The organism is Amaricoccus macauensis (genome assembly GCF_049800915.1).
GTDB classification, from domain to species: domain Bacteria; phylum Pseudomonadota; class Alphaproteobacteria; order Rhodobacterales; family Rhodobacteraceae; genus Amaricoccus; species Amaricoccus macauensis_A.
Map to the genome: position 1 here is coordinate 116,207 of NZ_JBNAFY010000007.1, position 23,598 is coordinate 139,804.

Annotated in this window: 22 protein-coding genes; 20 read left to right on the forward strand and 2 right to left on the reverse strand. The window is 65.2% G+C overall.

Going from position 1 to position 23,598, the window contains the following annotated elements; translation table 11 throughout:
- Positions 1-39: 39 nt before the first annotated feature.
- Positions 40-306 carry a helix-turn-helix domain-containing protein gene (locus tag ACP15W_RS17170; RefSeq protein ID WP_424934160.1) on the reverse strand — a complete coding sequence of 89 codons (267 nt, stop codon included), beginning with the start codon at positions 304-306 and terminating at the stop codon, positions 40-42.
- A gap of 372 nt (positions 307-678) precedes the next feature.
- On the opposite strand from ACP15W_RS17170, the gene ACP15W_RS17175 reads away from it, so the two are divergent.
- The 15 genes from ACP15W_RS17175 (at position 679) to ACP15W_RS17245 (ending at position 19,132) form a co-directional block, all read left to right on the forward strand.
- Positions 679-1,482: a class I SAM-dependent methyltransferase gene (locus tag ACP15W_RS17175; RefSeq protein ID WP_424934161.1), complete on the forward strand. Its 804-nt coding sequence runs from the start codon at positions 679-681 to the stop codon at positions 1,480-1,482.
- 179 nt (positions 1,483-1,661) lie between these two features.
- On the forward strand, positions 1,662-3,530 hold the full coding sequence (locus ACP15W_RS17180; protein ID WP_424934162.1) for an ATP-binding protein: 1,869 nt from the start codon (positions 1,662-1,664) through the stop codon (positions 3,528-3,530).
- Positions 3,527-4,867 carry a sigma-54-dependent transcriptional regulator gene (locus ACP15W_RS17185; RefSeq protein WP_424934163.1) on the forward strand — a complete coding sequence of 447 codons (1,341 nt, stop codon included), beginning with the start codon at positions 3,527-3,529 and terminating at the stop codon, positions 4,865-4,867. Before ACP15W_RS17180 ends, ACP15W_RS17185 begins: the two co-directional genes overlap by 4 nt.
- 248 nt (positions 4,868-5,115) lie before the next feature.
- Positions 5,116-5,874: a hypothetical protein gene (locus tag ACP15W_RS17190; RefSeq protein WP_424934164.1), complete on the forward strand. Its 759-nt coding sequence runs from the start codon at positions 5,116-5,118 to the stop codon at positions 5,872-5,874.
- 94 nt (positions 5,875-5,968) lie between these two features.
- On the forward strand, positions 5,969-6,106 hold the full coding sequence (locus ACP15W_RS17195) for a helix-turn-helix domain-containing protein (protein WP_424934165.1): 138 nt from the start codon (positions 5,969-5,971) through the stop codon (positions 6,104-6,106).
- Positions 6,107-6,274: 168 nt separating this feature from the next.
- On the forward strand, positions 6,275-7,540 hold the full coding sequence (locus ACP15W_RS17200) for a PQQ-dependent sugar dehydrogenase (RefSeq protein WP_424934166.1): 1,266 nt from the start codon (positions 6,275-6,277) through the stop codon (positions 7,538-7,540).
- Positions 7,537-8,115, forward strand: coding sequence for a c-type cytochrome (locus ACP15W_RS17205; RefSeq protein WP_424934167.1), 579 nt, complete (start codon positions 7,537-7,539; stop codon positions 8,113-8,115). The genes ACP15W_RS17200 and ACP15W_RS17205 overlap by 4 nt, the downstream gene beginning before the upstream one ends.
- Positions 8,116-8,195: 80 nt before the next feature.
- Positions 8,196-9,320 (forward strand): DSD1 family PLP-dependent enzyme, encoded by a 1,125-nt coding sequence (locus tag ACP15W_RS17210; RefSeq protein WP_424934168.1) that lies wholly within the window; start codon positions 8,196-8,198, stop codon positions 9,318-9,320.
- 165 nt (positions 9,321-9,485) lie between these two features.
- Entirely contained in the window at positions 9,486-10,880 is a 1,395-nt protein-coding gene (locus ACP15W_RS17215) for a glutamate decarboxylase (RefSeq protein WP_424934169.1), read from the forward strand.
- Between the two features lie 2 nt (positions 10,881-10,882).
- On the forward strand, positions 10,883-11,737 hold the full coding sequence (locus tag ACP15W_RS17220) for a hypothetical protein (protein ID WP_424934170.1): 855 nt from the start codon (positions 10,883-10,885) through the stop codon (positions 11,735-11,737).
- A gap of 67 nt (positions 11,738-11,804) precedes the next feature.
- Positions 11,805-12,938, forward strand: a complete 1,134-nt coding sequence (locus ACP15W_RS17225) for a porin (RefSeq protein WP_424934171.1) — start codon at positions 11,805-11,807, stop codon at positions 12,936-12,938.
- Between the two features lie 601 nt (positions 12,939-13,539).
- Positions 13,540-14,550, forward strand: a complete 1,011-nt coding sequence (locus tag ACP15W_RS17230; protein ID WP_424934172.1) for a TRAP transporter substrate-binding protein — start codon at positions 13,540-13,542, stop codon at positions 14,548-14,550.
- A gap of 97 nt (positions 14,551-14,647) precedes the next feature.
- Complete coding sequence (locus ACP15W_RS17235; protein ID WP_424934173.1) at positions 14,648-15,274, forward strand: TRAP transporter small permease; 627 nt, start codon at positions 14,648-14,650, stop codon at positions 15,272-15,274.
- A 3-nt stretch (positions 15,275-15,277) separates the two neighbouring features.
- The gene (locus ACP15W_RS17240; RefSeq protein ID WP_424934174.1) at positions 15,278-16,651 is read left to right on the forward strand and encodes a TRAP transporter large permease; all 1,374 of its coding nucleotides are present in this window, start codon (positions 15,278-15,280) and stop codon (positions 16,649-16,651) included.
- A 177-nt stretch (positions 16,652-16,828) separates the two neighbouring features.
- Positions 16,829-19,132 carry an NADP-dependent malic enzyme gene (locus ACP15W_RS17245; protein ID WP_424934175.1) on the forward strand — a complete coding sequence of 768 codons (2,304 nt, stop codon included), beginning with the start codon at positions 16,829-16,831 and terminating at the stop codon, positions 19,130-19,132.
- Between the two features lie 53 nt (positions 19,133-19,185).
- Here ACP15W_RS17245 and ACP15W_RS17250 read toward each other — a convergent pair whose 3' ends face one another.
- Positions 19,186-20,028, reverse strand: coding sequence for a c-type cytochrome (locus ACP15W_RS17250; RefSeq protein ID WP_424934176.1), 843 nt, complete (start codon positions 20,026-20,028; stop codon positions 19,186-19,188).
- A gap of 311 nt (positions 20,029-20,339) precedes the next feature.
- Between ACP15W_RS17250 and rpsF the strand changes: the two genes are divergently transcribed.
- The 5 genes from rpsF (at position 20,340) to ACP15W_RS17275 (ending at position 23,598) form a co-directional block, all read left to right on the forward strand.
- Positions 20,340-20,705 (forward strand): 30S ribosomal protein S6, encoded by a 366-nt coding sequence (rpsF, locus tag ACP15W_RS17255; RefSeq protein ID WP_424934177.1) that lies wholly within the window; start codon positions 20,340-20,342, stop codon positions 20,703-20,705.
- A gap of 20 nt (positions 20,706-20,725) precedes the next feature.
- Positions 20,726-20,953, forward strand: a complete 228-nt coding sequence (gene rpsR / locus ACP15W_RS17260) for a 30S ribosomal protein S18 (protein WP_424934178.1) — start codon at positions 20,726-20,728, stop codon at positions 20,951-20,953.
- A gap of 10 nt (positions 20,954-20,963) precedes the next feature.
- On the forward strand, positions 20,964-21,590 hold the full coding sequence (gene rplI, locus ACP15W_RS17265) for a 50S ribosomal protein L9 (protein WP_424934179.1): 627 nt from the start codon (positions 20,964-20,966) through the stop codon (positions 21,588-21,590).
- A 338-nt stretch (positions 21,591-21,928) separates the two neighbouring features.
- Positions 21,929-22,891: an amidoligase family protein gene (locus ACP15W_RS17270; RefSeq protein ID WP_424934180.1), complete on the forward strand. Its 963-nt coding sequence runs from the start codon at positions 21,929-21,931 to the stop codon at positions 22,889-22,891.
- The gene (locus ACP15W_RS17275) at positions 22,888-23,598 is read left to right on the forward strand and encodes a gamma-glutamyl-gamma-aminobutyrate hydrolase family protein (protein ID WP_424934181.1); all 711 of its coding nucleotides are present in this window, start codon (positions 22,888-22,890) and stop codon (positions 23,596-23,598) included. Before ACP15W_RS17270 ends, ACP15W_RS17275 begins: the two co-directional genes overlap by 4 nt.

A 23,598-nucleotide genomic window follows, 5' to 3' on the forward strand; every position in this document is an offset into this window, starting at 1 on the left:
CTCGGTCCCCTCGACCCTGCGGAAATCTCCGGTCTGCCGTCAGTCCCCGGACGGCGGCGTCGGCTCGCGCAGACGCACCCCGCGCCCGCCCGCCAGGCTCTGCGCGTTGTCCCCGATCAGCTCGATTCCCATGCCGTCGAGCGCCTCGACGACACGGGTGAGGCTCTCGACCACACCACGCACGTTCCCCTGGCTCGCTTCCATGCGCTGGATCGTCGGCACGCTGACCCCGGCGCGCTCGGCCAGGGTCTTCTGATCGATCCCGAGCATGGCCCGGGCCGCACGCATCTGCGCAGAGGTGATCATGACCCGCTCCCCTGACCAAATTCCATCAAGACTGATGTTTCACATATCACTTATAGAAGTTCAAGTATGCTTACTCCAGCTTCAGAAATCCAATTTTGCATGGCACTTGCGCCGCCACGATCATGGTTAATGCTTATTCAACCCCTCGCCCCGTAACCTGCGCCAGCCTGCCCGCCCTAAATCTATTCATCAGCCGGAAGCCCGCGATGACGCCATGCGCCTTGCACCGTTCTTCCCTCTGCCCTACCCTTGAAAGCGGTGGACGGAAGGCAGTCCTGGCCGACCGCAAGGGTCCGTTCACCTAGCCTCATGCGCCATGACGATCCTCATTCCCGGCAGGCCATCGGACTCGCGGAAACGAGCGCCGCCCTCATGACCGCCGCCCGCACTCTCCCCGGTCAACCCGCGGCCCTGAGTGCAGACCGTCCGCCCCTCGAGGTTCGCATCTTCCCGCGCAGCGCGCCCGAGGCCAACCTGCGCGCGGTTCGGCTGGCGCGCAGGCTGCTGCCTCAAGGCGGTCACCTGATCGACTTCGGCTGCGGCACCGGAACCCACCTCTCGACCCTGCGCGGGAAGGCCGAAATCGCGGCGGGCTACGATCTCTCCGACGCGGCGCTCGACCGTCTTGCCACCGACATGGCCGAACTGAAGGGCGCAGCACCTGTCTCGCTCCTGGGCCCGGAATTTCGAGACCTGGAGCGTCATGTGGCCGCGAGCGGCCCTGCGGATCTCATCCTCTGTCTCTCCGGCGTTCTCTGCCATATCCAGAGCCGTGCCGCCCGATGCGACATGCTGCGCGCACTTTCGGGCCTTCTCGCACCCGAAACCGGCCGACTTCTGATATCGGTGCCGAACCGGAGACGGTATTTCGTGGCGGAACAGCGTGCGGCCGGCCCCGGCGCGGAGGAGATCCGCTATACCCGCGTCACGGCCCAGGGGTCGGACGAGATGTCCTTCCGGCTTTACGACCCCGACAGCCTTGCCGATGAACTGCGCGACGGCGGATTCGCCGTGGAGGCCATGGCCGCCCAGAGCCTCTTCTCCGAAGCCATGACGGTCCGCTCCCCGCCCCTGCGCGCGCTCGACTGGTTCGCGGCCCCCTTCATGCCGGCACGATACGGCTACGACATCACCGGTGTCGCACGCCCCCTTTCGGCAGGAAACACCCCCGCCTGACGCAGCAGCATTTGTCCGCTTCGAGTCCAAGGCTTCATCGGTGCTGCAAAACAATGGCACGGAACAAGCCGAAGGCGCCGTGCCTGTGGCAAGCAGCCCGGCTTGCCGGAATGCCCCCCGCCCGCATACTCTGACGCAGCCGACCCCGTCTTCGGCACAGGCAATGGCTTGGAGACCCGATGAAACCGCCCGCCGCCCCCCTGGCCCACCCGCTGCGCTGGATCGCGCTCGCCGCCGCTGGGCTTGTGCTGACGGGCGGCATCTGGGCGGGATCGAACGCGCTCGAACGCCGGTTCCAGAACGACCTCGTGGAGCGCGGCGAGGCGGGCCTTGCGCTCTACTCGGAAATGACACGCGGCTGGCTCGCGCGCTCCCGGATGTTGCCACCGATCTATGCGCGCAGCCCCGTGGTGCTGGCCGCGCTCCAGTTCCCCGCCAACGAGACCATGCTCGCCAAGCTCAACAGCGACCTCGAGATGTGGAACGCGACCTCCGGCTCGGCGGTGACCTATGTGCTCGACCGGGAAGGCACCACAATCGCATCCTCGAACTGGGCCGACCCGGACAGCTTCGTCGGCAGCAATTTCGCCTTCCGCCCCTATTTCCGCGAGGCGATGCAGGGACAACTCGGCCGCTTCTTCGGACTTGGCACCACATCGGGCCAGCGCGGGCAGTATTTCGCCGCTCCCGTCCGCGCGCCGGACCTTTCGATCATCGGCGCGATCGTGACCAAGACGGACGTGACCGGGCTCGAGCAGGATCTGCGCCTGAGCCGCGCGGAGATCTTCGTGAGCGACAGCGCGGGCGTCGTGATCCTCGCGGGAAACCCCGCCTTCCGGCTGACGTCGCTCGGCGATCTCGCCCCCGACGAGGCCCGGCGCATCTCGGCCGAGCGCCAGTTCGACATGGAGGTGATCGGCCCCGCGCCGCTGCGGGCCGCCACGCGCGGAAGCTGGCCGCCCGGAAGTGCTGCGGTTCTAGCGACGGCCGATCGCGGCGGCGCACCGGAGGTCGAGTTCCTGCATCTCACGCAGGACATGGCGACCGAAGGCTGGACCCTGCACCTCCTGCTCGACACGGCTCCCGTGCGCGCCAAACTCTGGTTCTCGGCGCTCACGACGCTCGCGATCCTGGTGGCGCTGGCGGCCATCGCGGCGATCTACGTCCAGCGCCGCGCGCGTCTCCTCGAACGCCTGCGCGAACGCGACAGGGCCGAGCGGTTGCTCTCCAGGAAGGTCGAGGAGCGCACCGCGGATCTCGCCGCCGCCGTGACCCGGCTCCGCACCGAAGTGGCCGAGCGCAAGGCCGCGGAGGCCGACCTGCGCCAGACACAGGCCGAACTCGTTCAGGCCGGCAAACTCGCGGCGCTGGGCCAGATGTCGGCCGCCCTCAGCCACGAATTCAACCAGCCGCTCACCGCCATCCGCTCCTACTCCGAGAACGCCATCGCCTTCGTCGAGGCCCAGCGCGGTGATCGCGCTCAGGAAAACCTGCGCCGGGTGCTGCGCCTCACCGACCGCATGGGCCAGCTCTCCAAACACCTCGAACGCTTCGCGCGCCGCTCCCAGGAGGGACTGGAACCCGTGGAACTCGAGACGGTCTTCGCCGAGACACTGGCGCTCCTCGAAGGCCGGATCCGACGCGCAGACGCCAATGTGCGCATCGAGGGCGACACCTCGATCACCGTGATGGGCGGGCAGGTCCGGCTTCAGCACGTCTTCATGAACCTCATCGGCAACGCCATCGACGCCGCATCCCCCGCCGCGCCTGAGATCACCTTCCGGCTGGCGCGCATTGGAGACTGGATCGAGATCACCGTGGAGGACGACGGCCCCGGCATCCCCGAAGAGGTTTTGCCCAATGTGTTCGAACCGTTCTTCACCACCAAGGAAGTGGGCAGCGGCCTCGGGCTGGGGCTCTCGATCAGCTTCAACATCATCCGCGACTTCGGCGGCACGATCCGGGCCATGAACCGCGACGACGGTGGTGCGCGTTTCGTGATCCGCCTGCGTGCGGCGGATGCGGGCGAGCGGGAGGCGGCGGAGTGACCGGCCCGCGCGTCCTGCTCCTCGATGACGATGCCGACATCCGCGAGGCGCTCGGCCAGTCGCTCGAGCTTGCGGGCTTCGAGGTCGAGACCTTCGCCCAGCCCCAGCGCGCGCTCGACACCCTCAGTCGCCGCTTTCCCGGCGTGCTCGTCTCCGACATCCGGATGCCGAAGATGAACGGGCTCGAGGTGCTGGCGGCCGCCGTCGAGATCGACCCCGACCAGCCCGTCATCCTCATCACCGGCCATGGCGACGTGCCGCTTGCGGTGCAGGCCCTGCGCCAGGGGGCCTACGACTTCATCGAGAAGCCCTTTCCCAACGACAGGCTCTTCCAGTCGATCCAGCGGGCGGCGGACAAGCGCCGCCTGACGCTCGAGAACCGCGAATTGCGCGGGGAGTGGAGCGGGGCCGATCCGCTCGAAGCAATGATCCTCGGTTGGTCCGAGGCGATGGTGGCCTTCCGCCGCCGGGTGCTCGCGGTCGCGGAAACCGGGCTCGACGTGCTGCTCGTGGGCGAAACCGGCACCGGCAAGGAACGCGTCGCGCGCGCCATCCACGAGCGCTCGGCCCGCGCCCAGGGCCCCTTCGTGACCATCCACCTCGCCGCCCTTCCGGCGGAGATGATCGAGGAGGAGCTTTTCGGCCACGTTGCGGGCGCTTTCCCCGGCGCCATGAAGACCCGCATCGGACGGCTGGAGCACGGGCGCGGCGGAACGGTGTTTCTCGACGAGATCGGCTCGCTGCCGCCCTCCCTCCAGGTCAAGCTCCTCCGGCTTCTCGAAGACCGTGCGATCCAGCCGCTGGGCAGTTCGGATCGCGTGGAGCTCGACGTGCGCTTCATCGCCTCCACCCGCGAGGATCTTGCGGGCCTAGTCCGCGAGGGGCGCTTCCGCGACGACCTGCTCTATCGGCTCAATCCCGTGACCGTGCGACTGATCCCGCTGCGCGACCGGGTGGAGGATGTGCCGCGCCTCTACCAACATTTCGTCGGCGAAGCGGCGCGAAGGCTCGGCCGCGACCAGGTGGTGGTGCCGCCCGAGCGTCTGATGGACGTGGCCCAGACCGACTGGCCCGGCAACCTGCGCGAACTGAAGAACGCAGCCGAGCGCTTCCTGCTCGGCATCGACAGCGACGGCCCCGCGCGCGATGCCACCGAGAGCCTGCCCGACCAGGTCGAGCGCTTCGAGAAGGGGATCATCTCGGCCGCCCTCGCCGCCCATGCGGGCAACCTCAAGGCCACCTACGAGGCACTCGGGATCTCCCGCAAGACCCTCTACGAGAAGATGCAGAAACACCGCCTTCGCCGCGAGGACTACGTGCAGGACGAGGACGTGTGAGGGTCCAACCCCTCCTTCGTTCTCCCAGCGTTAGATTGAGATCGGCAGGACAAGCAGAAATCTATTGGCCTTCTACCCCTGAAACGGTCGATCAGATATGCGTTCTCCCAGCCATGGAGATCTATGCTATGTACGCGTCTATGGTCTAATATGTTGCTCGCGCGATCATCTACTCCAATGCATTACACAACGCCCCCTTCGGAAGTAGTCCAGTCCACAAATTATGCTCCGTCGCAAAAGGTGTTTGATTGTCTAACATTGTATCAGTTGCAGATGTCTGCATAGACGCCAATATACTAAAATTTTCCGCTGTTAAGAAACACGTCTATAGAGCGAGGAAAGATACAATTAACTGGGCTGGTATGGAGCGAGAAATTGTGGCGCATGACAAGTTTACTATCAATGCCTTGAACAAAATAAAGAACGATACTCAAAAGCGCGATGCAGTTCTTCTGGGTATGCTGGCCTATGCCGGCATTTCTGGGCAACTTCGCTTCCACATTCACCGAGAGGTTAACCTTGAAACATGGGGATTGCCGGGAATGGAAAGCAAATCCGGTCGTTTCTTCGGTTGTCCAATTCACGAGATAGACGACCCAATTGCGCTGCCACCTCGCATGTTCGCCGGAGGACCGAAGACGCATAGAGAATACGCGGTCGAATTCTTTTCTAGCATTCGGGATCCGCGCTACGTTGAACTCACTAAGATGACTGGTGCATTTCAGGGCAAAGACAAGCTGTTGAACCTTAACCAAGCAAGAGATGCATACCATATTTGGTGCGCCGAGTGTGCGAACATGAATTACTTTCTGACGATGGACTATAAGCTTCGAAAGGTCGTAGGATCCGCGAAAATTAAGACTTCAGTTAATATTACAACGCCCGATCAACTACTGCGCGAAGCCCTGCCCAAATTTGGTTTCTTCGGCGCAATTAAGTTCATGTGGCAGGGTTACCGTTTTGCCAAACCCCGCGTAGGTTTTGATGATAGCAAGGGGTGGAACTAGAAAGAACACCTTCGGAGCATGGCCAATATCCCTTACTGCGATCCTCTCAAGGTGTAGCAGCAGTTGCCTGCGGGATCGAAGGAAATATTGCCAAATGGCCGCCCTCGCCGCCCATGCGGGCAACCTCAAGGCCACCTACGAGGCGCTCGGGATCTCCCGCAAGACCCTCTACGAGAAGATGCAGAAACACCGCCTCCGCCGCGAGGACTACGTGCAGGACGAAGAGACCTAGGGCGCGCTGCCGATGCACGGTTTGCGCTCAAAGTAAATACGACTTTTGGTCGAGGCGCCCTGCGACCTGCGGTTGTTGACAGGCTGGTAGGTTCTTTCCCATCCTCTCCCCGGCTCTCCGGGAATACATCAATAAAATACATATGGAGAGCATCCACGGGAGGTATAGATGACATTCAGAGGACTTCTTCCGAGCCTTTTGCTTGGAACTGCACTGGCCGTGCCGGCCATGGCCCAGGACAACATGGGCAAGCTCTCCAACATGCAGCGCACGGACGCGACGTTCACCCATGTGGAGCAGAGCGGCGAACGGGCCGACGCGCTCGAAGCCATCCTCGAGCATATCAACGTGCCCGAAGGCTTCGAGATCAGCCTCTACGCCGTGGTGCCGGACGCACGCTCGATGGCGGTGGCGCCGCAGGGCACCGTGACCTTCGTGGGCACCCGCAAGGACAAGGTCTGGTCGGTGATCGACCGTGATCGCAACCGGGTGGCCGACGAGGTGATGGACTTCGCCCCCTCGATCACTTTCGACATTCCGAACGGCCCCTGCTTCTCCCCGGACGGGTTCCTCTACATCGCCGAGCGCAACCGGGTGCTGAGCTTCCCGGCCGCCGAATTCTTCTTCGAAGGCCCCGATCCGGCAGTGGGCGTGGTGGTGCCCGCAGGTGAGCTGGTCCCGCCGGAAGAGGAAAGCTTCAACCACACCGCACGGGTCTGTCGCGTCGGACCAGACGGCAAGCTCTACATCTCGCTCGGCCAGCCCCACAACGTGCAACCGGTCGACAAGCACGAGATGTATGACGAGATCGGCATCGGCGGCATCATCCGGATCAACACCGACGGCACTGAGCGGGAGGTCTACACCCGCGGCATCCGCAACTCGGTCGGCCATGACTTCAACCCGGCCAATGGCGATCTGTGGTTTACCGACAACCAGGTCGACGGCATGGGCGACGACATCCCGCCGGGCGAGTTGAACCGCCAGACCGAAGCGGGCCAGCACTTCGGCTTCCCCTGGACCAATGCCCGCGTCGAGATTCCGGACTACAAGGACGTGCCGCGCCCCGAAGGTGTCGAGTTCGTCGAACCGCAGGTCGAGATGCAGGCCCATGCCGCCGATCTCGGCATGAGCTTCTATACCGGCTCCTCCTTCCCCGACGAGTATCATGGCGGCATCTTCTCGGCGCAGCATGGCTCGTGGAACCGCACCGAACCGGTCGGCGCACGGGTGATGTTCACCTCGCTCGACGAGGAGGGCAATGCCGCCGAAACGCGGGTCTTCGCCGATGGCTGGCTCGACGAGAGCACAGGCGAGTATCGCGGGCGTCCCATGGACATCGCCTTCCTCAAGGACGGCTCGATGCTGGTCTCCGACGATTTCGCCGGCGCGATCTGGCGCATCGCCTACAACCCCGCACCCGCTGCCGAATGAGGGTTGCTGCACTCCTGTGTCTCGGCGGGCTCGCGCTCGCCGGGGCGCATCCCGTCGCGGCGGACGACCCCGAAGCGGGCCGCAAGGTCGCGAACATGTGCCGCACCTGCCACGGGCTCGATGGCTACGCGCAGGTGCCCATCGCACCCCATATCGGCGGCGAACCCGAAGAGTATCTCGAAGCCCAGCTCATGGCCTTCAAGACCGGCGCGCGCGAACACGAGATGATGTCGGTGGTCACCGCCGGGCTCTCCGCGCAGCAGATCTCGGATGTCTCGGCCTGGTATGCCTCCCATGAGGCGATGGCGACGCTGCCCGAGGGGGTGGATGCGGGCGACGCGCCCGATGCCTGCGTCTCCTGCCACGGGGCGGACGGGATCTCGGTCGCCCTCGATGCACCCAATCTCGCGGGCGAGGTCAACATCTACATCGACACCCAGCTCAAGGCCTTCCGCAACGGGCGGCGCGAACACGAGATCATGTCGGCCATTGCCGCGGACATGTCCGACGAGGAGATCCGTGAAGTTGCCGACTGGTATGCGGGCATCACGCTGGAGATCCAGAGCCCGGAGTGACCGCCCCCGGACATCATGCGCTTTTCACCTCTCCCCCGCCGGTGCTAGGCCGGGGTGAATTTCCCAGAAAGGCCCGTCCCATGCCCACCGGCACACCCCTCCCCGACGACATCATCACACCCGCCCTCGTCCTCGACGAGGCGCGGATGCTGCGCAACATCCACCGCCTGGCCAAGCGCGCCGAAGACCTCGGCGTCACCCTGCGCCCGCACGTCAAGACGGTGAAATCCGTCGTGGCCGCAAGCCGCCTCTGGGAGGGGACGCCGGGGCCGATCACCGTCTCCACCCTCGCCGAGGCCGAGGCCTTCCACGCCGCAGGCTACCGCGACATCCTCTACGCGGTGGGCATTGCGCCACAGAAACTCGGCAAGGTGCAGGCCCTGCGCGCCGCAGGCTGCGACCTCACCGTGATCCTCGACTCGGCCACCCAGGCGCGGGCCGTGGCGGAGGCAGGCGTTCCGGCCCTGATCGAGATCGACAGCGACGGCCACCGGGGCGGGCTCGGCCCCGACGATCCCGCGCTGCTTGAAGTGGGCCGCATACTCGGCGCGGCCTCGGCACTCCGGGGCGTGATGACCCATGCGGGCGAAAGCTACACCGTGCGCGGCAGGGACGCCCATGCGGAGTTTGCCGAGAAGGAACGCGCGGCGACGGTCGGCGCGGCGGAAGCCCTGCGCGCAGCTGGGCTCGACTGCCCGGTGGTGAGCGTCGGCTCCTCGCCCACGGCCCATGCGGCCCGCGATCTCACCGGCGTCACCGAGTTGCGCGCGGGCGTCTACATGTTCTTCGACCTGGTGATGGCCGGGATCGACGTCTGCACCGTGGACGATATCGCGCTCTCGGTGCTCGCGACGGTGATCGGGCACCAGCCATCCAAGGGCTGGGTGCTGATCGACGCGGGCTGGATGGCGATGTCGCGGGATCGCGGCACCGCCGCGCAGGCGGTCGACCAGGGCTACGGGCTTGTCTGCGATGCCGAGGGCCGGGTCCTGCCCGATCTCATCGTCAGCAGCGCCAACCAGGAACACGGCGTCATCACCCGACGCCCCGGCGCCACAGGCGCGCTGCCCGACCTGCCCGTGGGAACGCAACTGCGCATCCTGCCGAACCACGCCTGCGCTACCGCCGCCCAGCATGGGCGCTATCACGTCCTCCCGGCGAATGGCGGCCCGGCGGAGATCTGGGAGCGCTTCGGCGGCTGGTAGACGCGCACCGGAATATTCACAAACAAGAGATAGACGCGGGGCGCCGGACGGGCCTAAAACAAGATCATCGCATAAGTTGCACGCCCAGTTCCGCACCCCCCTTTTGCCGCCTTATGGCACCTTTTGACACAATAACATTCGATTACTTGAAAGCGAGGGAATTCCATGAGCTCCGACAGCGCAACACTTGCCGCTGACCCCAGGGAAGACGAGATCTACGGCGCCCCGGACCTGGCCAGACCGCTCGATGAACGGTCCTTCCCGAGCGCCGAGCGCGACCCGCGCCACATCTATGCCGAGATCCGCGACGAACTGATGCTCGACGGCAATGCACGCCAGAACCTCGCGACCTTCTGCCAGACCTGGGAGGAGCCGGAGATCCACCAGTTGATGGACGATTGCATCGACAAGAACATGGTGGACAAGGACGAATACCCCCAGACCGCAGAGATCGAGCAGCGCTGCGTCAACATGCTCTCGGACCTCTGGAACGCGCCCGGCAGCGAGGGAACGGGTTGCTCCACCACCGGGTCGAGCGAAGCCGCGATGCTGGGCGGGCTGGCGATGAAGCGGCGCTGGGAAGCGCGGCGCAAGGCCGAGGGCAAGCCGATCGACAAGCCCAACCTCATCACCGGCCCGGTGCAGGTCTGCTGGCACAAGTTCACCCGCTACTGGGACATCGAGCACCGAGAAATCCCGATGGAGGAGGGCCGCCTGCTGATGACGCCGGAGGAAGTGCTCAAGCGCTGCGACGAGAACACCATCGGCGTCGTGCCCACACTCGGCGTCACCTTCACCGGGCAGTTCGAGCCGGTGCAGGCGGTGTCCGACGCGCTCGACGGCTTCGAGGCGGAAACCGGCCTTAATATCCCGATCCACGTGGACGGCGCCTCGGGCGGCTTCCTCGCCCCCTTCTGCGCGCCGGACCTGCCCTGGGATTTCCGCCTGCCGCGGGTGAAGTCGATCAACGCCTCGGGCCACAAGTTCGGCCTGGCGCCCTTGGGCGTGGGCTGGATCATCTGGCGCAGCCCCGAGGATCTACCCGATGACCTCGTGTTCTGGGTGAACTACCTCGGCGGCAACATGCGCGACATCGCGCTCAACTTCTCGCGCCCCGGCGGGCAGATCGCCTGCCAGTATTACAACTTCCTGCGCCTGGGCCGCGAAGGCTACCGCAAGATCCACACCGCCTGCTACGACACCGCCAAGGAACTCGCGGGCGAGATCGCGACACTTGGCCCCTTCGAGGTGGTGTTCGACGGCGACATGGCCTCGGGCATTCCCGCGCTTTGCTGGAAGCTGAAGCCGGGCGTCGATCCGGGCTACAGCCTCTTCGACCTTGCCGACCGGCTGCGGGTCCACGGCTGGCAGGTGCCCGCCTACACACTGCCACCCGAGTGCGAGAGCGTGGCGATCCAGCGGATCCTCGTGCGCAACGGTGTAAGCCGCGATCTGGCGAAACTGCTGATGCGCGACATCCGCAGCGCCATCGAACACCTGGAGAACCGTCCCGGCGGCGCTCTGCTCGATGCAGGCACCGCCTCCGGCTTCCACCACTGATCATGGCCGGCGCTGCACCCGAACTGACCGGGGCCGCCGGTCCCGGCCCCTTCGTGACCCGCCGCCACTACCTGCATGGCGGGGCGGCACGGATCTGGCGCTCGCGCGATCACAGGCGCGGGCTCCGGCGGGCCTACAGGCCGCTCCGGGACGGCACGTGGAAGCCCGAGGTTCTGAATGTCTGGATCGGCTGGGGCTTTGCCTTCGGCTCGCTCCTCTTCGTTCTCGGCTCTGTCCTGTCACTGGCCCCGAGCCTCGTGCCGGGACTGGATGCGGGTCAGGCGAACGCGGTCTACTTCATCGGCTCGATCTTCTTCACTGTGGCGGCTTATCTCCAGCTCTTCCAGGCCGCGAATGCCGGTCCGCTTCCGGATGAAAACCACCCACCGGGCGAACGGGTTCTGATCGGCTGGCAACCGCGCGAGATCGGCTGGCTGAGCTGTTTCCTGCAGTTCATCGGCACGCTCCTCTTCAACCTCAGCACCTTCGCGGCCCTTGCCTCGGTGAGCGGCTGGTTCTGGCAGGAGCTTTCGGTCTGGGTGCCCGACGTTCTGGGCTCGGTCCTCTTCCTCGCCTCGGGCTACCTTGCCTTCATCGAGGCCTGCCACCGCTTCTTGGCCTGGAAACCGGGCGACCTCTCCTGGTGGGTGGTCTCCGCCAACCTCATGGGCTGCATCGCCTTCATGATCTCGGCGGTCTACGCCTTCATTCCGGAAACAACCGTGGAGGAGATCAATGGCACCGCATCGGTCGCCTGGTGCCTGATCGGTGCCGCCGGCTTCCTCGCCGGATCACTGCTCATGCTGATGGAAGGACGAAAGGCCGAAACACAGACGGCATTGGCCCCGGCCGCGTAGCCGGGACCTCTGCGAAAACACCAGCGGGCGCAAAGATCCCGCGGAGAAAACGAACGGGAGGGATAGAATGCTACGCAGATCACCAGCATGGCTGGCACTCGCCGGAACCGCGGCCCTCGGTGCGCCACTGCCCGCCGCGGCCAACCCGCTGTCCTATTCGAACGACACCGGCGGGTCGGTGCTCCTCTACGGTCAGGTGGACCCGGCCTATGTGAGTTTCGACGACGGGGAGGAAACCTACGGCAACCTCACCGACAACTCCCACTCGAACACCCGCGTGGGCATGTTCGTGGACCAGTCCTATGCCAATGGCGGCGCGTTGCGCTTCAACTTCGAGACCGCACTCGGGGCACCCAGCTCCAGCCGCTTCAGCCAGGATTTCGAACCGGACTGGGAATGGGACAAGACCAGGATCCGCAAGGTCGAGGTGAACTACGGCCACACCTGGGGGACGATCTGGCTCGGGCAGGGCAACATGGCCAGCGAAAGCGCCTCGTCCTCGAACCTTTCGGGCACCACCAAGGCCAGCAGCCGCGCCACCCCCGACACCGCGGGCGGCTACTTCCTGCGCGAGAGCGGCGGCGCGCTGTCGGATGTGCAGATCTCGGACGCCTTCGCGAAATGGGACGGCACGAGACGGCTGCGCGTGCGCTACGACACACCGCGCTTCCTGGGTTCGGCCCCGGACAAGGGCGTCAGCTTCCGCATCGCCTATGGCGTCGATGTGCTCAACGCGGACAACGACAGCAACTACACCGATGTCGGCATCTTCCACGAGGACACCTACGGCGATTTCCGCGTCAAGGCCTCGGGAGGCTACGGCTGGACCGAAACCGACGGCGACACCGAGGAATCCTGGAGTGCTTCGGCCTCGACCCTCTACATGCCTGTCGGGATCAGCGGCACGGTCGCGGGCGGCGAGCTTCCCGCGGGTGGCAATTTCTACTACGCCAACCTCGGCTGGCAGAGGGAATTCTTCTCCGTCGGAACCACCGCGCTTTCGGTCGATCACTACTGGGGCGACGACACCGCCTCATCCGGTGCCGATGCGCGCAAATGGGGTCTCCAGTTCGTGCAGTATTTCGATGAGCTGAACATGGAAGCATATCTGGCCTACGACAATTACAGCTTCTCGGATGACAGCGAGACCTCCTATCAGGATGCGAGCGCGACCATGGCGGGGATCTACTGGAAGTTCTGAGCCGCGGGGGGCTTCGAGCCGCCTGCTGCCGGACGTGCTGTGAACCAATGGCACGGAACAAGCCGAAGGCGCCGTGCCTGCGGCGGCCCGTCCGGTCGCGCCAGAGGCGCGCCAAACAAAGGCGGCGTGCCTCTGGCACGACGGGCAGGCGCATCGTTCATGCAGGGGCATACCCCCGGGCTAGGCAGTGTCGTCGCCATGAACCGCGCCGAACAAGCGTTGTTGCGCCAACCCCCGGCCCGCCGCCGGCCCGACTTGAGACCCAACCACCGCTCGGCGATGATCAACACAACCGACCATGGGCGGGGTGATTCGAGCCCCCCCTCCCCGGCAGCACGCGAATTCCGGGTTGCAATCGAGCGGCTGGCACACGCGCTTTCCGATACATCCCCCCGCGATGTCCCCTTTCCCGCATACCGTGCCCACCCGCGATGGGTGGTAACGGAAACATCACGGCAGCGAGAGGTGCCACCTCACCGAATAGCCGCGTTGCAATGATTGCAATGCTGCCGCGCCCGTGGCTTCCTGAATGCACAAGCTCGAGCCCCGGCCCGATACAGGGCGTGCGCCCGAGCCTTGCGCAATAACGGGAGGAAACCATATGCGCTTCAGCACAACACTCGCCCTTGCCGCCAGCCTGGCAGCCCTTGCGACCGCACCGGCACTTGCCGCCTGCGACGACGGCGAGCAGCTGATCAAGTTCAGCCATGTCACCAACTCCGACAAGCACCCCAAGGGGATCGCCGCGAGCCTCTTCGCCGAGCGCGTGAACGAGGAGCTGAACGGCCAGGCCTGTGTCGAGGTCTTCCCGAACTCGACCCTCTACGATGACGACAAGGTCCTCGAGGCCATGCTGCAGGGCGACGTGCAGATGGCGGCACCCTCGCTGTCGAAGTTCGAGACCTTCACCAAGAAGCTCCGCATCTTCGACCTGCCCTTCATCTTCGACGACATCCACGCCGTCGACCGCTTCCAGAACTCCGAGGACGGCCAGGCCCTGCTCGATTCCATGCAGCGCAAGGGCCTCCAGGGCCTCGCCTTCTGGCACTCGGGCATGAAGCAGCTCTCGGCCAACACGCCGCTTCTCGAGCCCAGCGACGCCGAAGGCCTCAAGTTCCGCATCCAGCCCTCCGACGTGCTCCAGGCCCAGTTCGAAGCCATCGGCGCCAACCCGCAGAAGATGGCCTTCTCGGAAGTCTACGGCGCGCTCCAGACCGGCGTTGTCGACGGGCAGGAAAACACCTGGTCGAACATCTACGGCCAGAAGTTCTTCGAGGTGCAGGACGGCATCACGGAATCGAACCACGGCGTGCTCGACTACATGGTCGTGGTCTCGACCGAATGGTGGGACGGCCTCGACGAAGGCCTGCGCGACCAGCTCGCCACCATCATGACCGAAGTGACCACCGAACGGAACGCGGCCATCGTCGAAGTCGAAGAAGGCTCAAAGCAGGCGATCATCGAAGCCGGCTCCGAAGTGCGCGAACTCAGCCCCGAGCAGCGCGAGATGTGGGTCGAGGCGATGAAACCCGTCTGGGACCAGTTCTCCGACCAGATCGGTGAAGAGACCATCGAAGCGGCGACCAGCTACAACGAAACCGCCGTCAACTGATCGAACTGAACTGATCGGCGTCCCGGTCCGCGAGCCTGCCTCGCGGACCGACCCTTCCCGCGGGCAAGCGGGCCAGTAATCATCGGGAGAGAACGTCATGTCCGCCGTGCCAGAAACGGCTTGGGGCAGAGTCGTCAATTCGATCGAGGAGACGCTCATCGCGTTCTTTCTCGGAATGATGACCCTCATTACCTTCGCAAACGTCGTCGCGCGTTACGTCTTCAATTCGAACATCCTCTGGGCGCTGGAAGCCACGGTCTTCCTCTTCGCCTGGCTGGTGCTTCTGGGCACATCCTACCTCGTCAAGACCGGCGGCCACCTCGGCGTGGACGTGCTGGTGCGTGCCCTTTCGCCGGGGCCGCGCAGGGTGGTGACACTCATCGCCTCGGGATGCTGCATCCTGTTCGCCCTGCTCCTCATGATCGGATCCTGGCAATACTGGCTGCCCTTCGCAGGCGAGCGCGCCTGGTACGAGGTCAACGACATCGCCATGCCGGACTGGCTCCGCTTCATCGAGCCGATCCTCAACGAGGGCGAACTCTACGAGAAGCTGCCGCGCTTCATCCCCTATTTCGTGCTGCCGCTCAGCATGACGCTTCTCACCTTCCGCTTCCTTCAGGTCGCCTTCCAGATCTGGAAAGGCCACGACACGCTGCTCATCGCCAGCCACGAGGCCGAGGAAATGGTCGAGGAAGCCGCCCGGTCGAACGAGAAGGACCAGTAAGACATGGATATCATCCTTCTCTTCGCGCTTGTCGTCGGCCTCATGCTGCTCGGCGTGCCAATCGCCGTGTCGCTGGGCCTCTCCTCCGTCATCTTCATGCTGGCCTTCTCGGACACCTCGCTCGCGTCCATCGCCCAGCAGCTCTTCAACGCCTTCGCGGGCCACTACACGCTCCTCGCCATCCCGTTCTTCGTGCTGGCCTCGAGCTTCATGTCCACGGGCGGCGTCGCCCAGCGCATCATCCGCTTCGCCATCGCCTGCGTCGGCCACCTGCCGGGCGGCCTCGCCATGGCGGCGGTCTTTGCCTGCATGATGTTCGCGGCCCTCTCCGGGTCCTCGCCCGCAACCGTGGTCGCCATCGGCACGATCTGCATCGCCGGCATGCGGCAGGTGGGCTACACAAAGGACTTCGCCGCCGGCGTGATCTGTAACGCAGGCACGCTCGGCATCCTCATCCCGCCCTCCATTGTCATGGTGGTCTACGCCGCCTCCGTCGATGTCTCCGTGGGCCGCATGTTCCTTGCCGGGGTCATTCCGGGCCTGATGGCGGGGCTCATGCTCATGATCGGCATCTATGTCGCCGCCAAGTGGAAAGGCCTGCCGCAGCAGCCCTGGGCCGGATGGGGCGAGGTGATCGCCGCCGGGCGCGATGCCGCCTGGGGCCTGTTCCTGATCGTCATCATCCTCGGCGGGATCTACGGCGGGATCTTCACGCCGACCGAAGCCGCCGCCGTGGCCGCGGTCTATGCCTTCATCATCGCCAATTTCGTCTACCGCGACATGGGCCCGCTCAACGGCGCGGACGGCCAGAAGGTCTCGCTGCTCAGGAAACCCTGGGCCCTCCTGACCGCCTGGGTCCACAAGGACGCGAAACACGTGCTGTTCGAAAGCGGCAAGGTCACGGTGATGCTGATGTTCATCATCGCCAACGCGCTGATCCTGAAACACGTGCTGACCGACGAGCAGATCCCGCAGGCCATCACCAACGCGCTTCTTGAAGCCGGCTTCGGCCCCGTCCTCTTCCTGGTGGCGGTGAACGTGATCCTGCTCATCGGCGGGCAGTTCATGGAACCCTCGGGCCTGATCGTGATCGTGGCACCGCTCGTGTTCCCCATCGCGATGGAACTCGGGATCGACCCGATCCACCTCGGCGTCATCATGGTGGTGAACATGGAGATTGGCATGATCACGCCGCCCGTGGGCCTCAACCTCTTCGTGACCTCCTCGGTGGCCTCCATGCCGATGATGAACGTGGTGCGGGCCGCCCTGCCCTGGCTCGGGATCCTGGTGATCTTCCTGATCATCGTGACCTATGTTCCGACAGTATCGACATTCCTTCCCACGCTTTTCATGGGACCGGAACTGGTCATAAGATAGGCGACCAACGTGCGGGCGTGACCAAAAACAACCACGCGCCCGCAAACTGGACCAGAACCCCCAAGGCCGGAGCAACCGGCCCAAGGAGGGCCTTGGCCAGATCAGGAAGTTGGAGTGAAACTCGGGGTTCGGGCCATCTCGGTCCGACCCGTTTTCGCTTCACAGGGGAGGAAGACAATGCCGGACGATTTTCGGGCCGATGCGCTCGCATACCATTCCGCCGAACCGCGCGGAAAACTCCAGATCCTGCCGACCAAGCCGATGGCGACCCAGCGCGATCTCGCACTGGCCTACAGCCCCGGCGTCGCGATCCCTTGCGAGGAAATCGCGGAGGACCCGAGCCTCGCCTCGCTCTATACCGGCCGCGGCAACCTGGTGGCGGTGATCTCCAACGGCACCGCCGTTCTGGGCCTGGGCAATATCGGCGCGCTCGCCTCCAAGCCGGTGATGGAAGGCAAGGCTGCCCTCTTCAAGAAATTCTCCGGCATCGACGTGGTCGACCTCGAAGTGGACGAAACCGATGTCGATGCCTTCTGCGAGACGGTGCGTCGGCTCGAGCCCAGCTTCGGTGGCATCAACCTCGAGGACATCGCAGCACCCGCCTGTTTCGAGATCGAGACGCGGCTCAAGCGCGAGATGGGCATCCCGGTCTTCCACGATGACCAGCACGGCACCGCCATCGTCGCCGCCGCCGGCATCCTCAACGGGCTCGACCTCGTGGAGAAATCGCTCGAGGAAGTCCGGATCGTCTGCAACGGCGCGGGGGCCGCGGCGCTCGCCTGCCTCGACCTCCTGATCAGCTTCGGCGCGAAGAAGGAGAACATCCTCGTCTGCGATTCCAAGGGCGTGATCCACTCGGGCCGCGCCGAGAGCCTCGACAAGTACAAATCCGCCTGGGTGCGCGAAACCGAGGCCCGCAGCCTCGCGGATGCCATGAAGGACGCGGACATCTTCCTCGGCGTTTCCGTCGCCAAGGCCGTGAAACCCGAGATGGTCGCGAGCATGGGGCCGAAACCGCTCATCCTCGCGCTGGCCAATCCCGAGCCCGAGATCCGGCCCGAGCAGGTCGCCGAGGTCCGCTCGGACGCCATCGTCGCCACCGGCCGCTCGGACTACCCCAACCAGGTCAACAACGTCCTCTGCTTTCCCTTCATCTTCCGCGGCGCGCTGGATGTGGGCGCGACCGAGATCAACGCCGCGATGAAACGCGCCTGCGCCGAGGGCATCGCCCGGATCGCCCGCGCCGAGGCCTCCAGCGAACTGCATTCCGCCTATGGCCAGGATCTCCAGTTCGGCCCGGACTACATCATCCCCAGACCCTTCGATCAGCGCCTGATGCTCGAGATCACGCCGCTCGTCGCTCAGGCCGCCATGGACACCGGTGTGGCGACCCGGCCCATCGAGGACATGGACGCCTACCGCGAGAAGCTCCAGAGCTTCGTCTACCGCTCCGGCATGCTGATGAAGCCGGTATTCGAACATGCGCAGAAGGACCCGCGCCGGGTGGCCTTCGCCGAGGGTGACAGTTCCCGCGTGTTGCACACGGCCATGCGCGCCGCCCGCGACGGAATCGCGAAGCCCGTGCTGATCGGCAACGCCGAGACCATCCGCCGGGAGATCACCCGCCTCGCGCTCAATGTCTCGATGCTGGAACATGTCGAGATCGTCGATCCGGCCAAGGTCGACCAGCAGAGCTACGCCGATGACCTTCACCGCCTCGTGGGTCGTGACGGGATCTCGCCCAAGGAAGCGTTCCGGGGGGTGGCGAACGACCCGTCCGTCTTCGCCTTCCTCATGCTGGCCCGCGGCGAGGTCGATGCCGCGATCTGCGGCACCGGCGGGCGCTTCGCCCATCACCTGACCCGGCTCAAGGGCATCATCGGGCTCGAACCCGGCGCCACCGGGCTTTCGACCATGAACGCCCTCGTCATGCCCTCGGGCACCTTCTTCATCGCCGATGCCTATGTCTCGATCGATCCGAGCGCCGAGGAAGTGGCGGACCTGACGATCCGAGCGGCCGAAGCCGTGCGCCGGATGGGGGTGGAGCCGCGCGCGGCCCTCGTGAGTCACGCCAATTTCGGTGACCGGCCGAGCGCGTCTTCGCGCAAGATGCGCCGGGCGGTGGAGATCCTGCGGGAACGCGCACCCGATTTCGCCTTCGACGGCGAGATGCACGCCGACACCGCGCTGGTGGAATCGCTCCGCGCCCGCGCCCTGCCCCAAAGCGCCCTGAAGGGTGCGGCGAACCTCTTCATCATGCCAAATGCCGACGCCGCGCACATCTCGCTCACCCTCCTCAAGACCCTGAGCAATGCGATCTCGGTCGGCCCGATCATGATGGGGGCCGCCAAACCGGCCTATATCGCCTCGCAGTCGGTGACGGTGCGCGGCCTGCTGAACCTGACCGCGCTGGCGGTGATCGATGCACAGGAACACGCAGCTTCAAGCGGCGAGACCCGCAGCAGCATGGCCGCGGAGTAGGCAAGAGCGGCCGCAGCGGGCAGCTTCCGCCCGCTGCACGCCTTTCTCGCCGCTCAGCCCGCATCAGGCAGCGGCGGCACGGTCCGTAGATAGAGAATGATCGCCGAGAGATCGTCCGGTGTCATCCTGGCAAACCATCCATAGGGCATCGGCGGAAGCATCTGGCTGCCGTCCGCATGGATGCCCTCGGTGATCATCCGGCCCACTTCCTCATCGCTATACTCCGCCAGACCATCGGCATGACTGGTCAGGTTCGGCGAAACGGATGTGCCGAAGGGGCCGTGGAATTCGCGGCCACCCCGCCCCAGATCCGTCTCGTAGAGATGCCCCTGCGGCCCGATCGGCGTGTGGCATTCCATGCAATGGGCGATGGTCACGAGATACTCTCCATACTCCGCCGTGACCCCGCGCGCCGGGCTGGCAACCGGTCCGACCGGTGGCCCGTAGGTGGGCGGGAGCGGGATGTTGTAGCTCGACTCCGGCACCTCGTTCTCGATGGGCGGCAGGCTGCGCAGATAGGCCACCACGGCGGCAATGTCGTCATCGGAAATGTGGCGGTAGAGCGGGATCGCCATCGGCGGGCGGATGATCGAGCCATCGGGGCGAACGCCCTCCCGGATCGCGCGGGCCAGGTCCGCGTCGCTCCATTCACCCACCCGGCTTCCGGGCGTGATATTCGGCACATGCACGGTGAAGGCCGGATCCTCGATGACGAACCCGCCGCCCATCTCACGATCCATCATCGGGCCGTCCGGCCCCTTGGGCGTGTGGCAGTTCCCGCAGGCCATCGGCCCCTGAACCAGATAGGCCCCGCGTTCGAGCAGAGTCTCGGCGTTACTTGCGGCAGCGCCCAGTAGCAACGTGAGGTTGAAATACGCAAAAAGAACAGGCTTCATGCTTTTCTCCACTCAAGAGATCACGGCGCAGGTTTTCTGCAACCGGACTCACCATTTTATCACAAAAGCGGCATGAATGGCGCATCTCTTCGGAGACACGCCCAAGTAGAAGCCAGCCTATCGGGAACGGCCCCTCGCCGCCGATGCGATGTCGGGGCACCGGGGAGTTCGGAACGCCGACCTTGCAATCCCGCCCGTTTTCTGCAATGGACGCGCACCCTTTCCGTATCATGACACGCGCGGCCTCTCGTACGGGACCAGGAAGGGGTGTTTCGGTCCCGTTTTGAAGCCCGCCGAGAAATAGGTGGCACATGGCTCTCTACGAGCATGTCTTCATCGCGCGTCAGGACATTTCCAACGCGCAGGCCGAAGGGCTCATCGAGCATTTCGGCGAGGTCCTCAAGGACAACGGCGGCTCCGTTGTCGGGACCGAATACTGGGGCCTCAAGACGATGGCCTACAAGATCAACAAGAACCGCAAGGGCCACTACGCCTTCGTGCGCTCCGACGCACCGGCACCGGCCGTCGAGGAAATGGAGCGACTGATGCGCCTCCACGACGACGTGATGCGCGTGCTGACCATCAAGGTCGACGAGCACGAGGAAGGCCCCTCGGCCGTGATGCAGTCCCGTGGTGGCCGCGATGACCGCGGACCCCGCCGTCCGCGCCGCGATTGATCTGAAAGGTAGGCTAACTCATGGCAAACAGACCGTTTTTCCGTCGCCGCAAGTCCTGCCCGTTCTCGGGCGCGAATGCTCCGAAGATCGACTACAAGGACACCAAGCTCCTTCAGCGTTACATCTCCGAGCGCGGCAAGATCGTGCCGAGCCGCATCACCGCGGTGTCGTCCAAGAAGCAGCGTGAACTGGCCCGCGCCATCAAGCGCGCCCGCTTCCTCGCCCTTCTGCCCTACGCCGTGAAGTAAGGAGGACCCCATGGAAATCGTTCTTCTCGAACGGGTCGCCAAGCTCGGCCAGATGGGCGATGTCGTCCGCGTCCGCGACGGCTACGCCCGCAACTTCCTGCTGCCCCAGGGCAAGGCGCTGCGCTCCACGCCGGCCAACCTCGCCCGGTTCGAAACCGAGCGCGCCCAGCTCGAGGCCCGCAACCTCGAGGCCAAGAAGGAAGCCGAAGGCGTGGCAGCACGTCTCGATGGCGAAGCCTTCGTGGTGATTCGCTCCGCTTCCGACGGCGGCGCACTCTACGGCTCCGTCACCACCCGTGACGTGGCCGACGCAGCCACCGAGGGCGGCTTCTCCCTCGATCGTCGCCAGGTCATCCTGAACCAGCCGATCAAGGAACTGGGCATCCACGACATCACCGTTCAGCTCCACCCCGAGGTGGAAGCCACGATCAAGGTGAACGTCGCCCGCTCCAACGAGGAAGCCGAGCTTCAGGCATCGGGCAAGAGCATCCAGGATCTCCAGGCCGAGGCAGATGCCGAAGCCGAGTTCGACATCCAGGAACTCTTCGACGACATCGGTGGCGCAGCCAGCGACGATCTCGACGATCCGCGTCCGGCCGATCCGGAAGCGGAAGAAGACGACGACAACCTCGTCTGATCCCGTCCAATCCCGGCATCGAACGACCTCCGGCCCCCGCGCCGGGGGTCGTTTCCGTTTGGGGGGACCTCATGGCGTGTTGACCCGCGAGGCGGGACATCGCCGCGGTTGTCGAGGCCGGGCCGGCGGCGGACCGGGCGGGCCGCCGCAGGCACGGCGCCTTCGGCTTGTTCCGTGCCGATGCTTCCCGGCACCCATGGCGCGACGGCGCACAAAAGCGCCAGAACGACACTTTCGGTTACGCCGACCTGCCATCACCAACTCCCTCTGGACAGGCCCGCCGTTGAAACAGACCATGCCAGGCCTAGGTCAGAGACAACGCCAATCCGAGGGCAGGCATGCATTTCGAACTACCGAAACCCGATGATGACGACGGCAAGCCGCGCCGGGTCGGTGTCGAGATCGAACTCGGCGGCCTGAACGAGCAGCGCGTGGCCGAAATCGCCGTCGACTGCCTGGGCGGAACGATCGAGCCCAAACCCGGCAATGTGGTCGAGGTCGTGGGAACCGCCATCGGCGATCTCGACATCTATCTCGACACCGCCTTCAAGGCGCATGAGAACCCCGCGGTGCAGAAGGCCGTGGAAATGGGGCGCAGCGTCATCCCGGTCGAGATCGTCACGGACCCGATCCCGCATTCCGATCTGCCGGAACTCGACCGGCTGGTGGACGCCCTGCGCGAGGCCGGCGGCAAGGGCACCGAGGATCACCCGCTCAACGGCTACGGCGTCCACTTCAACGTCGCGGTCGCCGCCATGAGCTCCGAGGCCATCGTGCCCATCGTACGCGCCTTTGCGCTTTTGGAGGACTGGCTACGCAGCACCGACCCGATCGACTTCTCGCGCCGCATCCTGCCCTTCGTCGACAGGTATCCGCGCGCGTTTCTCGATGCGGCGGCCAGCGAGGGCGCAAACTGGGATCTGTCCGCGCTGCTGCAGACCTACCTGCGCTTGACGCCCTCCCGAAACCGGGCGCTCGATCTTCTGCCGCTCCTGCGCGAGATGAACGAGGACGCGGTCGTCGCCGCGCTCGGCAGCGACGCGGCCTCCTCGGTCAACGCCCGCCCCACCTTCCACTACCGCCTGCCCGACAGCCGCGTCGGGGATCCGAACTGGTCGCTCGCCCACGAATGGAACTCCTGGTGCCTCGTGGAGCAGGTCGCCGCGCGGCCCGACCTGCTCGAATCCCTGGCGGCGGGATGGCGCGACTACAGAGCGCAGCTCACCACGACCCCGAGAGACTGGGTCGACGAGGTCGATACCCGCCTGCGCAAAACCTTCGGCGAGGAGGCCTTCCAGTGAAGCGACCCGTGATCGGCGTGACCACATCGAAACGCTCCGGCTGGCGGATCTTTCCGCTCGTCGCCTTCAATGTCTGGCTCGCGGGCGGACGGGCCGTGCGCTGGGTGGCGGGCCGCGAGGCCGATGTCTCCAGCGTTGATGGCATCATCATCGGCGGCGGCGACGACATCTCGCCCGATCTCTACAAGGGCGAGGTGGTCGCCAGCGCCCGCCTCGACCCCGCCCGCGACAAGCTCGAGCATGATCTCGTGCTCGACGCCATGGCGCAGGACAAGCCCGTGCTGGGGATCTGCCGCGGCTCGCAGATGATCAACGTGGCGCTTGGCGGCACGCTCTACCAGGACGCCTATTCCGAGTTCATCGACAGCCGCAAGGTCAAGACGATCCTGCCGAAGAAGACCGTCGTTCCCACGCCCACCAGCAACCTCACCTCCATCGTCGGCGCGGAACCCATGCGGGTGAACTCGCTCCACACCCAGGCGGTGCACGACCTGGGCGAGGGCCTGCGGGTCTCCGCGCGCGACCTCGGCGGCATGGTCCAGGCCATCGAGCGGGTGCGCGACCCCTTCGCCATCGGCGTCCAGTGGCACCCCGAGCACCTCTTCTACGCCCGCCGGCAGCGCGCGCTCTTCGCCGCTCTCGTCAAGGCCGCCCGCGTGCGCGAACTCGACGAGAGCCAGGTGACGGCAAGCGTCGCGGAAGCCTGA

Coding starts and splice junctions, on each gene's coding strand:
- ACP15W_RS17170 (WP_424934160.1), bottom strand. CDS start 306: ATGATCACCTCTGCGCAGATGCGTGCGGCCCGGGCCATGCTCGGGATC.
- ACP15W_RS17175 (WP_424934161.1), top strand. CDS start 679: ATGACCGCCGCCCGCACTCTCCCCGGTCAACCCGCGGCCCTGAGTGCA.
- ACP15W_RS17180 (WP_424934162.1), top strand. CDS start 1,662: ATGAAACCGCCCGCCGCCCCCCTGGCCCACCCGCTGCGCTGGATCGCG.
- ACP15W_RS17195 (WP_424934165.1), top strand. CDS start 5,969: ATGGCCGCCCTCGCCGCCCATGCGGGCAACCTCAAGGCCACCTACGAG.
- ACP15W_RS17200 (WP_424934166.1), top strand. CDS start 6,275: ATGACATTCAGAGGACTTCTTCCGAGCCTTTTGCTTGGAACTGCACTG.
- ACP15W_RS17205 (WP_424934167.1), top strand. CDS start 7,537: ATGAGGGTTGCTGCACTCCTGTGTCTCGGCGGGCTCGCGCTCGCCGGG.
- ACP15W_RS17210 (WP_424934168.1), top strand. CDS start 8,196: ATGCCCACCGGCACACCCCTCCCCGACGACATCATCACACCCGCCCTC.
- ACP15W_RS17215 (WP_424934169.1), top strand. CDS start 9,486: ATGAGCTCCGACAGCGCAACACTTGCCGCTGACCCCAGGGAAGACGAG.
- ACP15W_RS17220 (WP_424934170.1), top strand. CDS start 10,883: ATGGCCGGCGCTGCACCCGAACTGACCGGGGCCGCCGGTCCCGGCCCC.
- ACP15W_RS17225 (WP_424934171.1), top strand. CDS start 11,805: ATGCTACGCAGATCACCAGCATGGCTGGCACTCGCCGGAACCGCGGCC.
- ACP15W_RS17230 (WP_424934172.1), top strand. CDS start 13,540: ATGCGCTTCAGCACAACACTCGCCCTTGCCGCCAGCCTGGCAGCCCTT.
- ACP15W_RS17235 (WP_424934173.1), top strand. CDS start 14,648: ATGTCCGCCGTGCCAGAAACGGCTTGGGGCAGAGTCGTCAATTCGATC.
- ACP15W_RS17240 (WP_424934174.1), top strand. CDS start 15,278: ATGGATATCATCCTTCTCTTCGCGCTTGTCGTCGGCCTCATGCTGCTC.
- ACP15W_RS17245 (WP_424934175.1), top strand. CDS start 16,829: ATGCCGGACGATTTTCGGGCCGATGCGCTCGCATACCATTCCGCCGAA.
- ACP15W_RS17250 (WP_424934176.1), bottom strand. CDS start 20,028: ATGAAGCCTGTTCTTTTTGCGTATTTCAACCTCACGTTGCTACTGGGC.
- rpsF (WP_424934177.1), top strand. CDS start 20,340: ATGGCTCTCTACGAGCATGTCTTCATCGCGCGTCAGGACATTTCCAAC.
- rpsR (WP_424934178.1), top strand. CDS start 20,726: ATGGCAAACAGACCGTTTTTCCGTCGCCGCAAGTCCTGCCCGTTCTCG.
- rplI (WP_424934179.1), top strand. CDS start 20,964: ATGGAAATCGTTCTTCTCGAACGGGTCGCCAAGCTCGGCCAGATGGGC.
- ACP15W_RS17270 (WP_424934180.1), top strand. CDS start 21,929: ATGCATTTCGAACTACCGAAACCCGATGATGACGACGGCAAGCCGCGC.